Source organism: Methylobacterium sp. J-088, assembly GCF_022829295.1.
Lineage (GTDB): Bacteria > Pseudomonadota > Alphaproteobacteria > Rhizobiales > Beijerinckiaceae > Methylobacterium.
The window spans coordinates 1-13,578 of sequence record NZ_JAKSYH010000023.1; the positions used below are offsets into that span (position 1 = coordinate 1).

Consider the following 13,578-nt stretch of genomic DNA (forward strand, 5'->3'; position numbering starts at 1 on the left):
GGCCCCGGAGGTGTTCGTGCCAGCCTTCTCCGCTTGGCCGGCTGCGCTCGCCCGACCAGCTCCGCCGGCCAAGCTACTCGCGGCGGAGCGGCCCACCGTGCACTAACTTTACCCTTGGACCACCTCGTGGGGGCCGATCAGGTGGGTAACACGTTGTAGACGATCAACTCCTTATCGAAGGAATGACGAGGCTTTCGCGGCGACCGGTCAAGGGTATTCGATTTATGGGGTTCGGAAAGAAATCCCCCGTCGTCCGGGAGCCCCGGCCATACCATATTCTCCGGGTTCGCCGGCTCGGCACTTTCGATTCAGTGTCGGCGGAAACGAACTCGATCAGACGTACCCTGATCGACGGTGCGGCCGGTAGTGCCTCAGCGGACGCGGCACAAGCATCCTTGCAGGCGGATCTTGGCTTCATCGGTTTCGGCGTCAGGGTCTACAGGGGGCGGTATGCCTTCGCATCCCGCGACGAAAGGCAGATTGAGATCGAGACGTTAGAGGTGCGTAGCTGCATCGTCGTGACTTTCACGAATCTCGATCGGAGGGTCGTAGGCTTGCTTCGGTTCGATGGCGCCGGCTCGGACGGAGTGCTGCTATCTGAGTTCATCCATGCGGCCAATCGCAGGACACGAGCCGGAGATCGAACGAAAATCGAAGTCCACGGAGGAGGACCCGCCGCAGGCGAGCCGCCTTCAGCGACCATGCTGAGAAGAGGTGAGGCGGTGCGCGCCATCGACGACACCATACGGGACGCATTCGCGCCCCTAGCGGACCGAGGAGCATTCTACGATCGCGATCCATGCGTACGATGGATGGATGGGGGCCAATTCGATCTGCGGATAGAAAGCTGGAACGGCAAGGTCTCGATCCCGGCGGGCAACTCTGGATCGTGACGTAGCCACGAACGGGGGCCCTTCCGACGCTCTCGGCTGGGGTCGCAGACAATTACCATTCGACCGGACTTCCGCCTCAGGAAGCATCGGTGAGTGTAACGTGCCGTCGATACGTCTTCGGCTCGATCCACAGGCAAGCCGACGGAATCGCGATGAACGTCCTTCGTTTGTTCCTCTTCGTTCTATCGTTCGTCATCGCCTATGAAGCAGGCGATCTCCTGAAGCCGACGCCAGTCGAGTGTTCCGATTTCATCGGGCCAAGCGCGTCGCAGCCTCCATCCTCGCACACCATTGCGCTGTGCTACATTCATCCGGCGGGACAGGCCTATGCCTCGGCAACTGAGACTCACGCAATTTCCCCAGCCCTATCCTGACGAGTTACTTTACAGTGTCGTTGCTAGATACGTTCACAGAGCAGGCATAAGAAATATTAACAGCATCAATTCGAGCCTATTCGGCCTCAATCACAATGGAAATTCGATCGATCTGCCAAGTGGGATAATGAGGATCGCGTCTGTCATACCTGAGGGCCAGAATATATCAGCCGATGAAATCGTCTCCGACCACACACTATTTAATTTTCACACTGCGTATACAGACATATCGCATCGCCGTAAGATTTATAGGGACATGCTGGCGTCAGGGTCACCCGATAAACGGATCGCACTTCGTCGAAAAACACTCATAGCGGCTCCAAAATATCTCCGATTCTGCCCAGCCCGTCAAAGCCATATGATCGAAACATTTGGCGAAGCCTACTGGCGTCGTGACCAACAGTTGGCGCATGTTGTTGTCTGCCCCACGCATCGCATATCTCTGAGCTATAGTCATGTCAAGTTACAGGGTCGCTCATCGCTTTATTATCGCGCCGACGATACATCTTGTCATACAGATACAACGGCTGTCATCGATAATCTGTTGGATAAAGAAATTGATGTTTTGAGCCGCATTGCAAAACGTAGCAGACAATTATCGCAGATCGTACAATAAGATCGAATCATCGATAATATTCGAACTATTTATCTTGATTTTCTTCATAGCAAAGGTTTTTTCCGCGCGCAAAAGCAGATTAACAAAGATACTATAGGAATTGCCCTCCAAAAATACCTTGCAAATTTGGTCCGGTTTTGGCCGAATATTGGCAATGGAACAAGCGATACGCCAACATGGGCCCTGTCATTGCTAAAAAAGCAAGGCTTCAACACTCCGACTTTCTATCACATCTTGTTTCAGGATTTTCTCGCGCAACAGCCGGATGTAAAGGCCTCGCAGGGACGCATTGATCGCAAACCCAAACCCAAACCCAAACAAGCAGATATTCAGGGGAAACCCTGGAAGTGCTACAATCCGCTGATTTCTGATCCAGCACACGCCAAAGTTCGAATAACAAATATTCGATATGTCGGACCTGATTTGCGCATTCGTTTTTGTTGCTCTTGCGAGTACGAATATATCAGGCGAAAAAATTCGGATGGCACGTTCACGAAGGCAAAATTTTACAGTTTTGGAAAAAGCCTAATCTCGCACATCGCACGAGCTATACAAGAGGGATGGGCACTCAAGAAAACAGCGCGACTGGCGGGATTAAACACCAAGACACTCCTGCAACAAGCCGAGAAACTCGGTATCACCGAGGTGCCGACGGTAAGAAGACAATAAGTGCACACCAGGTGTCGCGAAAGCGTGGCAAACGCGCTCGCCTGAGAGTCGGGTAAAAATCGAATGATGTTTTCACCCGACTTAATTTTTCCGGGACCCTCGACAGGAGCGGCACGCGTGTCTGTTTCACCCAACTCTAGGCCCGATCGCCGGCATAAATTAGGGGTATTTTGGTGGGTATTCTCACCCGACTTTTTTTGCCAGGGACACCTGTCGGCGCGTCGCAGCCTTTGCGGGCGGTCGCGTCGATCCCGGAATGAGGACCTCCATGACCGATCGCGCGTCCGACGCCCTCCGCTGGCTCGATGGGCAGGAGGGAGCGATGCTGTCGCTCCTTGAAGACCTCGTGAACCTCGATTCCGGATCGTACGACAAGCCGGGCGTGGATGCGGTCGGTGCCCGCCTCGCGGCGTTCCTCGCCGGCGAGGGCATTCCAGTCACGACGATCCCGGTGGCGGGCTACGGCGACGCGCTCAAAGCCGAGGTCGCGGGGTCCGGCGGCGGCAACCGGCCGGTGGTGCTGATGGGCCATCGCGACACGGTCTTTCCGAAGGGCGAGGTGGCGCGCCGGCCGTTCCACGTCGCCGCCGGCCGCGCCTACGGGCCGGGCGTCGCCGACATGAAGGCCGGCCTCGTGATGAACGCGTTCGTGCTGGCGGCCTACCACCGGGCCGGTGGCGCGCCGGTGCCGCTGGTCGGCCTGTTTACCAGCGACGAGGAGATCGGCTCGCCGGCCTGCCGGCCGATCATCGAGGACACCGCCCGCGGCGCGCGGGCGGTGCTGAATTCCGAGCCGGGACGCCCGACCGGCAACGTCGTCACCGGCCGCAAGGGCGGCGTGTTCATGCAGCTCGAGGTGCTGGGCAAGGCCGCCCATTCCGGCGGCAACTATGCCGAGGGGCGCAGCGCCATCCTCGAACTGGCGCATAAGACCGTGGCGTTCCATGCCATCACCGATCTCGCGCGCGGCATCACGGTGAATGTCGGTCTCGTCGCCGGAGGCCAGTCGGTCAACACCGTGGCGCCCCGGGCGACCTGCGAGATCGACCTGCGCTACGTCACCCCGCCCGACCGTTCCGAAGCCATGGACCGGATCGCCGCGATCGTGGCCGCCTCCACGGTGCCGGACACGACGGCACAGCTGACCATCAAGGGCGAGTTCCTGCCGCTGGTGCAGGATGCGGCCTCCCGGGCGCTGTTCGAGACCTACGCCCAGGTCAGCGCGGGGTTCGGCCGGCCGGTCGAGGGCGAGTTCGCGGGCGGCTGCGCCGATTCCGGCTTCACCGCCAGCGTCGGCTGCCCGACCCTCTGCGCCGTGGGCCCGGTCGGCGGCAAGGCGCACTCGCCCGAGGAATACCTGGAGGTGAGCAGCCTCGTGCCGAGGGCGCGCGCGATGGCCGAGACCATCGCGGCGCTCTAAGGGCCCGTGTGCCGGAAACACACGATGGTCCGCAACGCGCGGACAGATCGCGTCATGGTTTCGAAAGATCGAGACCTTTCGCGGGTCCAGGGCGGAGCCCTGGTGAACGCCTCAGGGCTCCGCCCTGAGAACCCGCCAAAGGGCTGAGCCCTTTGGAAACCCAGAGGATTTCGGGTCGAACAGGCTCGGAGGCTCAGAGATTGACCACGGCGAGGGCGGCCTCACCGTAACGGCCACCGCTGACGGCCTCCGCGGGCATCACGTCAGCGATGGTTCGGAGATCCGCCGCCGACAGCACCTGATCGGCCGCCGCCGCGTTCTCCTCCAGATGGCAGATCTTGCGGGCGCCCGGGATCGGCACGATGGAATCGCCCCGGCTCAGCACCCAGGCGAGGGCGAGTTGCGCGGGCGTCACGCCCTCGTCGGCCGCCAGGGCGGCGAGCGTGTCGAGCAGCCGCTGGTTGGCCGCGAGGTTCTCGGCCTGGAAGCGCGGCAGCGTCCAGCGATAATCGTCGGCCGCTAGGCTGTCTTGGGTCTGGATCGCGCCGGTGAGGAGGCCGCGGCCCAAGGGACTGTAGGGCACGAAGCCGATCCCGAGTTCGGCACAGGTCGGCAGCACGGCGGCCTCGGGCTCGCGGCTCCTCAGGGAGTATTCGGTCTGCACCGCGGCGATCGGGTGGACCGCGAGGGCGCGGCGGATCGTGGCGGCGCTCGCCTCCGACAGCCCGAGCTTCCTCGGGTTCTTCCTGTACTATCCCTGCCGCCGGCTGATGCGGCCGGCGCTCAGGGCGTTCGTCGACGTCGTCCCAGCCCGCGCCGGAACCCAGTACGGCCCCGCGGCGGGTTAATCCCGCAAGGCCGCCGCGAGACGCAGCATGAATCCATTGACGGCGCTCTTGTCGATCCAGCGCAGCACCGCCACGAGGTCGTGGTCCGGATCGCACCAGATCACATTGTTGCCGGCTCCCAACGCGCTGAACGCGTTGGCGGAAAGCTGCGGCTTGGCGGTGGCGCCCCGGTTGAGCCACCAGAGGTAGCCGTAGCTCTCGAGGGTCGGCGACGGGGTCAGCATGGCGCGGATCCAGCGCTCCGACAGGAGCCGGCGCCCGGCCCAGACGCCGCCTCGGGCGATGAGCAACCCGAACCGGGCGTGGTCGTCGGCGCCGATGAACAGGCCGCCACCCCAATGGCCGCCGCCGGGGACGGACTGGATTCGGCTGCCGTCGATCGTAACCCAGGCCGTGTCGTAGCCGTGCCATGCCCAGTCGGAGGATGCACCGATCGGATCCATGATCCGCGCGCGCAGCACCTCCGGCAGGGCGCGACCGAAGAGCCGCATCAGGCAGTAGGACAGCAGGTTCACCCGCACGTCGTTGTACTCGTAGTGGGTGCCGGGCGGGTTCGGCGCCCGCTTCTCACCCTTGCGGCTGTTGTCCGCCCCCGGGCCGATCTGGCGGAAGTGGTCGACCTGATCGGATTTTTCGAACAGCGTCCCCTGCCACTCGCTCGATTGCTGCAGCAGGTGGCGCCACGTGATCGCGCCGTTGTGCGAGCCGTCGAGGAGCGGGTCCGGCACGCTGTCGCGGACCGGGGCGTCCACGTCGGGGATCAGCCCGTCATCGTGAGCGAGGCCGGCCAGGACCGCCAGGTAGCTCTTGGCGACCGAAAACGTCATGTCCGGGCGGCCGGTATCACCCCAGGCCGCCACCCGGCGGCCGCCTTTCAGGATCACCCCCGCCGGCCCACCCCGCTCCCGCACCGGGCCCACGATGGCGCTCCAGGGCCCGGTCTCGTTCCATTCGACGATCCCGACATAGCGCCCATCCGGATAATACAGGCTGCGCGGCCACGCGCTCTCATGCGCCTCGGCGTAGGCCACCGCCTCCGCGAGGCGCACGGGATCGAATCCGGCCGCAGCGGGATCGGCCTGATCCCACGATTTCCCCGGCCATGACGGCACCATGTCCTGTCTCACACACGATCTCCACTACGCGGCCGCGATGAGCGCAGCCCCGTCGGTCCGAGGCGTCTCACGACGCGGACCGAGCGGAAAGCATGCCTTGCGCCGCGCGGTACGCTTGAGCCTGCCGCGCGCAACGTACCGCCGGAATCGTTGGCCCGATGACACGCAGTCCAGCCCCGAGACAGGAACAGGTGACGTTTCATCGGACCAGAATACCGATCGATATCGACGCATATTGAAAATATTGATCCCTGAAAAGTCGCAGAAATTCTTTAAGTTGCAAACTCTAGTCCCGTCGTCGACTCGCAAAAGCAGCAATAGAGAAACCCGTCATACGCGCGAACGTCGAATATATTCCTTGCCAAATGCATCTCATGTTCATAATTTTGAAGAAAATCGATGGCAGGCTCATATCACTGTAAGATCGCAACTCAATTTACAACTCAAAGTGAATGACATGCAATATCTGAAGACCGATTGGAGTTGAGAAGGCCCATGTCGGCAGTAGCGAACTCCGAATCCGACAGGAGATCGGGTTGGATACGAGTCCAGATTGTACTCGAGGTCCTCGGAGGCGCCGTCGCCCTGATCACCCCCCTGGTCCTGCTGGCCGCCCCCCGGTCCGATACCGTGGCGCTTTTCGGCCGCGCGGGATCCGACACCGATGCCATGGTCCGCATGGTGGCCGAGGCGGGCGGATCGATCCTGAATGTCGATGGCCGGCGGGACGTCGTGATCGCCCGCGCCGAAGATGCCGGTTTCGTCTCTCGCCTCTATGCGGCGGGGGCCCGGCTCGTCCTCGACGGCAGCTTGGCCGGCGGCTGCGGTCGCGCCGATCGGTCCCACGCCATCACCCGCGATTTGCAGCCTGATTTCGGACACTCAGCACGATGAACCACCTCAATACGCTCCGGCTCAAGTTCGGCCGTTCCCTCATCGCAATCCTGTGGGTGCACGTGCTCGTCGTCGCAGGGGCCGAGGCCGCGCTGAACGGCGGCCTGCCGACGCTGGGCCCGATCGCGGCCGTCGCGGTCCTGGCCGGTACGGCGACCATGGTCTGGTGGCAGGATCCGATCGGCCAGGCCACACGCATCGTCAGCGGGGTCGCCCTGATCGGCATGGCGGCGATCTTCCTGATCGTGTTCGCCGGGCATCGCTGGCAGGTCGATCTGCACATGTACTTCTTCGCCTGTCTCGCCGTGCTGGTCGGCTGGTGCGACTGGCGCGTGATCCTGGCGGCGACCGTGGCGACCGCCGTGCATCACCTCGCCCTCGATCTGGCTGTTCCGGCCTTGGTGTTCCCGGATGCCGCGACCGATCTCGGCCGCGTCGCGCTGCACGCGGTGATCGTGGTGGTCGAAGCCGCCGTCCTGATCTGGGTCTGCCGCACGACGGTCGACTCGTTCCGGGCGCTCGGCCAATCGGAGATGGAGGCCCAGGCGCAGCTGGCCCGGACCAGCGTCCTGGAGCGGGAAGCCGCGGAGGCCCGGGTCGAGCTGGACGTGGCACGGCGGAACGCGACCGAGCACCTGGCTCGGACCTTCGAGACGACCGTAGGTGGTATCCTCGATCATGTGTCCAGCGCCGCGGCGGGCCTGCGTACGGCGGCCGCCGACATGTCGGAGACGGCCTCCGATTCGGCGCGCCAGTCGTCGGATGTGGCATCCTCGGCAGGAAACGCGGCGCGCACGGCCGAGACAGCGGCCGAAGCGACTGCGCAACTCGGTGCGTCGCTCGGCGAGATCGAGCGGCAGGTGAGCGGCTCCGCCGATCTCGCCAGCCGGACCGCCGCGCAGGCGGCCGAGGCCGTGCCCCTCGTTCAGGAGCTGAGCGCGGCCGCGGAACGGATCGGCGACGTGGTGGCGCTGATCTCGACGGTGGCCGCCCAGACCAACCTGCTGGCGCTGAACGCCACGATCGAGGCAGCCCGGGCCGGAGAGGCCGGCCGCGGCTTCGCGGTGGTGGCGGCGGAGGTGAAGGAACTCGCCAGCCAGACCGCCAAGGCCACCGAGGACATCGCCTCGCAGGTCGGCCGGATCCAGAGTTCGACGCAGCGGGCCGTGGCGGCGGTGAACGGAATCACGGTACAGATCCGCGATATGAACGCCCTCGCCACGCAGATCACGGCCTCCGTGCGCGACCAGGGCGCTGCCGCCCAACGCATCGTCCGCTCTGTCGCAGAGGCGGCGGCCGGCGCCAGCGCGGTGAGTTCGACCGTGACGGCCGTGGCCGAAGCCGTCGAGACGACGGGGACGACCGCAGGCGGCCTTCTGGCTTCGGCCTCGGAGCTGTCAGTCGAGTTCGACGCGCTCGGGCAGGAGGTCGGCCGCTTCCTCGCATCGGTCCGCGCGGCCTGAGCGGAAACGGCGCGGCGCGCTTCAGACGGGCCGCGCCGTATCTGTGATCCGCGCCGCCCGAGCACCCAGCAGACGGTGGACAGGCGAGCCGGCCTTCTCAGGCCCCGGCGTGAGAGCGGTCATCTCGACACCCGCTTGCGCCCCGGGGCCGCTTCGATCAGTTTTCGACGGATCCCGCGAGGATCTTGGGCGAAGGATCGCGTTGTCCGTGCATCTTCTGATCGTCGACGACCACCCGCTGTTCCGCGACGCCCTCGCGGCCACGATCCGCCTCGCGCACCCGGATGCGGTGCTGCACGAGGCCGACGGGATCGAGGCGGCCTGCGCCGTGCTGGCGGCCAACCGGAACATCGACCTGACGCTCCTCGACCTGTCGATGCGCGGCACCGCCGGCTTCGACGGGCTGATCACGGTCCGCGCGCGGTTTCCGCGGATCCCGATCCTGATCGTGTCGGGCCACGAGGATCCGCGCATCGCGCGCGAGGCTCTGCAGCACGGGGCCGCCGGCTTCGTCCCGAAGGCGATGGACAAGGCGACGCTGACCCGGGCGATCACCGAGGTGCTGAGCGGCGCGCTGTTCCTGCCGCCGGGCCTCGCCGAGGCGAACGCCCCGGCGTCGCGCTCGAAGAAGGCGCCGCTGCCCGAGCGCCTCGCCCGGCTGACCCCGCAGCAAGTGCGCGTTCTGATGATGATCCGGCAGGGCAAGCTCAACAAGCAGATCGCCCACGAGCTTCAGGTCGGCGATTCGACCGTGAAGGCGCACGTCTCCGAGATCCTCCGCAAGCTGGAGGTGATCAGCCGGACGCAGATCGTGATCGAGACGGCATCGCTGGATTTCGACCGGATCCACGACGCGCATCCGGCCTAGACGCCTCCGGTCATCACACAGGATGCTGATCACCGTCGGAGAACCGGCCGCAGGCGGCTCGCGTCTCCCCCCTCCGCGGACGTGGGAGGCGGGCGGAGACGCTCGACGCCGATCTTGGCCGGGATGGCCGGACGCTCGCCCGCTGAACATTCTCACCGGCTTGGGGTTGGCCAGGGACGACCGAATGCAGATTCAGGAGACCCTATGTCGAAGACGATCTTCGCGCTGGCCACGTCGCTCGTGCTCGCCACGTCCGGTGCGGCGCTGGCACAGGCACCGCACACCGGCGGCGCCGACCAGGGCAACGTGAACAAATCCGGCGCCGTGGGCGGCACCGGGACGGGAACCGGAGCGATGGAGCAGACCGGCTCCACCGGCGCCGGCATGGCGCCCGGCACCAGCGGCGGCCCCCGCGTCAGCACCCCCGGTGCACCGGCCGGCAGCAGCATGGGCAACGGCACAACCGGCAGCGGCGCTGCGCCGAGCGGTAAGTAAGACGCGCTTAGGCCCTAGACGCGACCTGCTCTCCTCCCCCTTGAGGGGAGGAGTTGGAGGTGGGGGTGGTTAAGGATCGAGTGGCGCGGTGCCTTCTGCACCACCCCTGGCCCCCTGCCAGCAAGGGAGGGGATATGCGTCTCAATGGACCCCGGGCATCATGCCCCGAGCCCACCCACGCACAGGTACTTCGTGTTCAGGTAATCCTCGATGCCCTGATACGAGCCTTCGCGGCCGAGGCCGGATTCCTTCACGCCGCCGAAGGGCGCCACCTCGGTGGTGATGATCCCCTCGTTGATCCCGACCATGCCGTATTCCAGCGCCTCCGCGACCCGGAAGGTTCGGCCGAGGTCGCGGGTGTAGAAGTAGCAGGCGAGCCCGAACTCGGTGTCGTTGGCCATGCGGATCGCCTCCGCCTCGTCGCGGAAGCGGAACAGCGGCGCCAGCGGGCCGAACGTCTCCTCGCGGGCGACATCCATCCCGGGGGTCGCGCCGGTGATCACGGTCGGCTCGAAGAACTGGCCGCCCAGCGCGTGGCGGTGGCCGCCCGCGATCACCCGGCCGCCCTTCTCGAGCGCGTCGCGGATATGGGCCTCGGTCTTCTCCACCGCCGCCATGTCGATCAGCGGCCCCTGGGCGACGCCGTCCTCGAGGCCGTTACCGACCTTCAGGCGATTGGCGGCCTCGGCCATCTTCTCCGCGAAGGCATCATAGATCCCGTCCTGCACCAGAAAGCGGTTGGTGCAGATGCAGGTCTGGCCGGAATTGCGGAACTTGGCGAGCATCGCGCCCGCCACCGCCCGGTCGATGTCGGCGTCGTCGAACACGATGAACGGCGCGTTGCCGCCCAATTCCATCGAGACCTTCTTCACCGTGTGCGAGGCCTGCTCCAGCAGCACCTTGCCGACCTCGGTCGAGCCGGTGAACGTGATTTTCTTGACCAAGGGATTGCCGGTCATCTCGGCGCCGATGGCGCGGGCCGAACCGGTGAGGATCGACACCACACCGGCCGGGAAGCCCGCACGCTCGCACAGCACGCCCCAGGCCAGCCCCGAGAGCGGGGTCTGCGAGGCCGGCTTGATCACGATCGGGCAGCCGGCGGCCAGCGCCGGGGCGATCTTGCGGGCGATCATCGAGGACGGGAAATTCCACGGCGTGATCGCCGCAACCACGCCCACCGGCTCCTTGGTGACGAGGATCTTGCGGTCGCCCCAGGGGGAGGGGATCACGTCGCCGTAGACGCGCCGCGCCTCTTCCGCGAACCACAGCACGTAGGCTGCCGACATCGCGACCTCGCCGCGGGACTCGGTCAGCGACTTGCCCTGCTCGGCGGTGAGGATCTGCGCCAGATCCTCCTGATGCTCGGTGACGAGCGCCGCGAGCTTGCGCAGCAGCACCGCGCGCTCGTTGGCGGTCTTGGCGCGCCAGGCCGGGTAGGCCGCATGCGCCGCCTGGATCGCAGCCCGCGTCTCCTCGGCGCCGGCATTCGGCACCCGGGCGATAACCGCGCCGGTGGCGGGGTTCGTCACATCGATGCTGCCGGAGCCGGCCTGGGTCCAGGCGCCGCCGACGAGGCAGGCTTCGACCAGCAGGGCGCGATCCTGCAGGGTGGGAATCTCGGTCTCAGGCATCCAACGGTTCCTTCGGCGGATGCGGCAGCTCGGATTCCGATCGTTCGGAGTCCGACATCGCATTCCGCGGCTTGAGGGTCACGCCCTGGGCCGTATTCCTCGCCTGTGCCTCGGCTCTTGTCTCGAATACGTGGGGAGCCAGATCGCGGCTCGCCAGCGAGGCGCCGAGTTTCAATCGCAGAAACGCGCTCGTCGTATAGCGCGATGCCGTCTCATAATACCGCTTTTCCAGATAAGCGATGGCCGAGAAATAGGCATCGCTTACCGTCGGGTCGATTTCGAACCCGTCGTAATTGGCGATCAGGTGGACCTTGCGGCCGATCTCCTGGCAGGCGCGCTCGTATTCCCGGCGCACCAGCTCGACATCCTCGATGGTCCGGACCTGAAAGCCTTCGAGATTCGAGAACAGGATGTTGCGCTCCGGATCGTAGCTGATCCGCTCCGCCATGGAGAGGCCGAGCAGCCACGGCTCCAGCCCCATGATGGTCTCGCGGAACAGGCGCGGATCCATCGGCTTCGGGTTTTGCACGATCGGCACGAACCCCATCTGGCCGAGGATGTCGCGCGCGATATCGACTCCGGCTGCGACCTCCACGAGTTCCATGCCGGCCCGGGTCCGGCGGAAGACGCAGCGCTCGGTCACGTACAGCACCGGCTGGCCGCGATCGGCCGCGTAGGCGCCCGAGAAGGTCACCTGCTCGACGGCGGCGATAAATTTCCGGGAGCGCCCCTCGCTGAGGATGCGGATCCCGTCGCCCTCGATCGCGACCTTCAAGCCATCGGCCATGAAGGTGCCGGCGAACACGAGGCTTTTTGCGTTCTGCGAGATGTTGATGAAGCCGCCCGCGCCCGCGAGCTTCTTGCCGAACCGGCTGACATTGACGTTGCCCTCGGCATCGCATTGCGCGAGCCCCAAGCAGGCGAGATCGAGCCCGCCGCCGTCGTAGAAGTCGAATTGCTGGTTCTGGTGCAGCACCGCGGCCGGGTTCAGGGCGGCGCCGAAATCGAGCCCGCCCTGCGGCAGGCCGCCGATCACGCCCGGCTCGGCGGTGAGGGTCAGGTATTTCAGGACCCGCTCCTCGGCGGCGACCGCCGCGACGCCCTCCGGCATGCCGATGCCGAGATTGACCACGCCGCCCGGGGGCAATTCGAACGCGCAGCGCCGGGCGACGATTTTCCTGGCGTCGAGCGCCATCGGCGGAATGCGGTCGAGCGGCACGCGCTGGCGGCCCGTGAAGGCGTGGTTGTAGGGCGTGCCGTAGGTCTGGTGGTGGTTCTCCGGCTGGCTGAGCACCACGCAATCGACCAGGATGCCGGGGACCTGCACCTCGCGCGGGTTGAGCGAGCCGGCCTCGGCCAGACGCTCGACCTGCGCGATCACGAAGCCGCCCGAGTTCTTCGCCGCCATGGCGGCGGCGAGGTTGTCCAGCGTCAGCGCCTCGCGCTCCATGGTGATGTTGCCGGCAGGATCGGCGGTGGTGCCGCGGATCAGCGCGACGTTGACCGGGAACGCCTTGTAGTGCAGCCAGGATTCGCCGCCGAGTTCGACCACGTCGACGAGGTCTTCCGTCGTGACGGCGTTGAGCTTGCCGCCCTCCAGCCGCGGATCCACGAAGGTGCGCAGGCCCACCTTTGTGATGTGGCCTGGCGTGTGGGCGGCGATCTCGCGGTAGAGGTGCGAGACGACGCCGAGCGGGAGATTGTAGGCCTCGATCTGACCCTCGACCGCCAGGGCGCCGAGCTTCGGCACCAGCGCCCAATGGCCGCCGACGACGCGCTTCACGAGGCCCGGGATCGCGAGGCGGTTGAGGCCGCGCTCCTTGCCGTCGCCCGGGGCGGCGGCGAACATCAGGCCGATCCCGTGCGGGCCGTTGCCGGCGTCAAAACGGCGGGCGAGCGCCAGGATCAGCTCGTCGGGCGTACCGATGCCGACGAAGCCCGAGACCGCGACCATGTCGCCATCCTGCAGGATGGCGGCGGCCTCGTCGGCGCTGACGATCTTGTTTTTCAGGCTGGCCATGGATTGGTCCTCGGCGGCCGAACCGCGCGCCTTTCCCTCCCCCCTTTGCGGGGGAGGGTGGGCGCATGAGCCGGCCGGGCCGCCCGATTTACCATCCGCAAGAAGATCCCAAACCCGATCTGGTAACCCGCAAGCCTGCGGATCGTGGACCGGACGCGCGTTGCCCTTTGTGGGGACTGACCACAGCGCATCCAACCCCCGCTCACCCCTCCAGTCGGCTGTGCCCCACCCCAGCGCCCTGTGTGCACTGCCGCCGACGCAAACGGCCCCGC

General features: G+C 65.6%; 10 protein-coding genes and 1 pseudogene. 7 read left to right on the forward strand and 4 right to left on the reverse strand.

What is annotated here, in order from left to right; genetic code table 11:
* Nucleotides 1–1,220 precede the first annotated feature (1,220 nt).
* The 3 genes from MKK63_RS32140 to MKK63_RS01500 all read left to right on the forward strand — a co-directional run bounded on the left by MKK63_RS32140 (nucleotide 1,221) and on the right by MKK63_RS01500 (nucleotide 3,972).
* A complete protein-coding gene (locus MKK63_RS32140; RefSeq protein WP_409564463.1) occupies nucleotides 1,221–1,883 on the forward strand; it encodes a TniQ family protein in 663 nt (220 codons plus the stop codon).
* Nucleotides 1,884–1,901: 18 nt separating this feature from the next.
* Nucleotides 1,902–2,552, forward strand: coding sequence for a TnsD family Tn7-like transposition protein (locus MKK63_RS01495; protein WP_313901734.1), 651 nt, complete (start codon nucleotides 1,902–1,904; stop codon nucleotides 2,550–2,552).
* A gap of 268 nt (nucleotides 2,553–2,820) precedes the next feature.
* Nucleotides 2,821–3,972, forward strand: coding sequence for a M20 family metallopeptidase (locus tag MKK63_RS01500; protein WP_243998041.1), 1,152 nt, complete (start codon nucleotides 2,821–2,823; stop codon nucleotides 3,970–3,972).
* 193 nt (nucleotides 3,973–4,165) lie between these two features.
* Here MKK63_RS01500 and MKK63_RS01505 read toward each other — a convergent pair.
* A pseudogene (locus MKK63_RS01505) lies at nucleotides 4,166–4,708 on the reverse strand (aldo/keto reductase); the annotation flags it as partial.
* A gap of 108 nt (nucleotides 4,709–4,816) precedes the next feature.
* Entirely contained in the window at nucleotides 4,817–5,947 is a 1,131-nt protein-coding gene (locus MKK63_RS01510) for a serine hydrolase domain-containing protein (RefSeq protein ID WP_243998042.1), read from the reverse strand.
* A gap of 618 nt (nucleotides 5,948–6,565) precedes the next feature.
* On the opposite strand from MKK63_RS01510, the gene MKK63_RS01515 reads away from it, so the two are divergent.
* The 4 genes from MKK63_RS01515 (at nucleotide 6,566) to MKK63_RS01530 (ending at nucleotide 9,655) form a co-directional block, all read left to right on the forward strand.
* Nucleotides 6,566–6,829 carry a hypothetical protein gene (locus tag MKK63_RS01515; RefSeq protein WP_243998044.1) on the forward strand — a complete coding sequence of 88 codons (264 nt, stop codon included), beginning with the start codon at nucleotides 6,566–6,568 and terminating at the stop codon, nucleotides 6,827–6,829.
* Complete coding sequence (locus MKK63_RS01520; protein ID WP_243998046.1) at nucleotides 6,826–8,292, forward strand: methyl-accepting chemotaxis protein; 1,467 nt, start codon at nucleotides 6,826–6,828, stop codon at nucleotides 8,290–8,292. The genes MKK63_RS01515 and MKK63_RS01520 overlap by 4 nt, the downstream gene beginning before the upstream one ends.
* A 208-nt stretch (nucleotides 8,293–8,500) precedes the next feature.
* Nucleotides 8,501–9,160, forward strand: a complete 660-nt coding sequence (locus MKK63_RS01525; protein ID WP_243998048.1) for a response regulator — start codon at nucleotides 8,501–8,503, stop codon at nucleotides 9,158–9,160.
* Nucleotides 9,161–9,364: 204 nt separating this feature from the next.
* Nucleotides 9,365–9,655, forward strand: coding sequence for a hypothetical protein (locus MKK63_RS01530; RefSeq protein ID WP_243998050.1), 291 nt, complete (start codon nucleotides 9,365–9,367; stop codon nucleotides 9,653–9,655).
* Between the two features lie 158 nt (nucleotides 9,656–9,813).
* Here MKK63_RS01530 and MKK63_RS01535 read toward each other — a convergent pair whose 3' ends face one another.
* Complete coding sequence (locus tag MKK63_RS01535) at nucleotides 9,814–11,286, reverse strand: NAD-dependent succinate-semialdehyde dehydrogenase (RefSeq protein WP_243998052.1); 1,473 nt, start codon at nucleotides 11,284–11,286, stop codon at nucleotides 9,814–9,816.
* Nucleotides 11,279–13,306, reverse strand: coding sequence for an acyl CoA:acetate/3-ketoacid CoA transferase (locus tag MKK63_RS01540; RefSeq protein ID WP_243998054.1), 2,028 nt, complete (start codon nucleotides 13,304–13,306; stop codon nucleotides 11,279–11,281). Before MKK63_RS01540 ends, MKK63_RS01535 begins: the two co-directional genes overlap by 8 nt.
* Nucleotides 13,307–13,578: the final 272 nt, after the last annotated feature.

Bases quoted from the DNA above. Each gene is read 5' to 3' on its own strand.
- MKK63_RS01500 (WP_243998041.1), top strand. From the start codon at position 2,821: ATGACCGATCGCGCGTCCGACGCCCTCCGCTGGCTCGATGGGCAGGAG.
- MKK63_RS01530 (WP_243998050.1), top strand. From the start codon at position 9,365: ATGTCGAAGACGATCTTCGCGCTGGCCACGTCGCTCGTGCTCGCCACG.
- MKK63_RS32140 (WP_409564463.1), top strand. From the start codon at position 1,221: ATGCCTCGGCAACTGAGACTCACGCAATTTCCCCAGCCCTATCCTGAC.
- MKK63_RS01540 (WP_243998054.1), bottom strand. From the start codon at position 13,306: ATGGCCAGCCTGAAAAACAAGATCGTCAGCGCCGACGAGGCCGCCGCC.
- MKK63_RS01520 (WP_243998046.1), top strand. From the start codon at position 6,826: ATGAACCACCTCAATACGCTCCGGCTCAAGTTCGGCCGTTCCCTCATC.
- MKK63_RS01535 (WP_243998052.1), bottom strand. From the start codon at position 11,286: ATGCCTGAGACCGAGATTCCCACCCTGCAGGATCGCGCCCTGCTGGTC.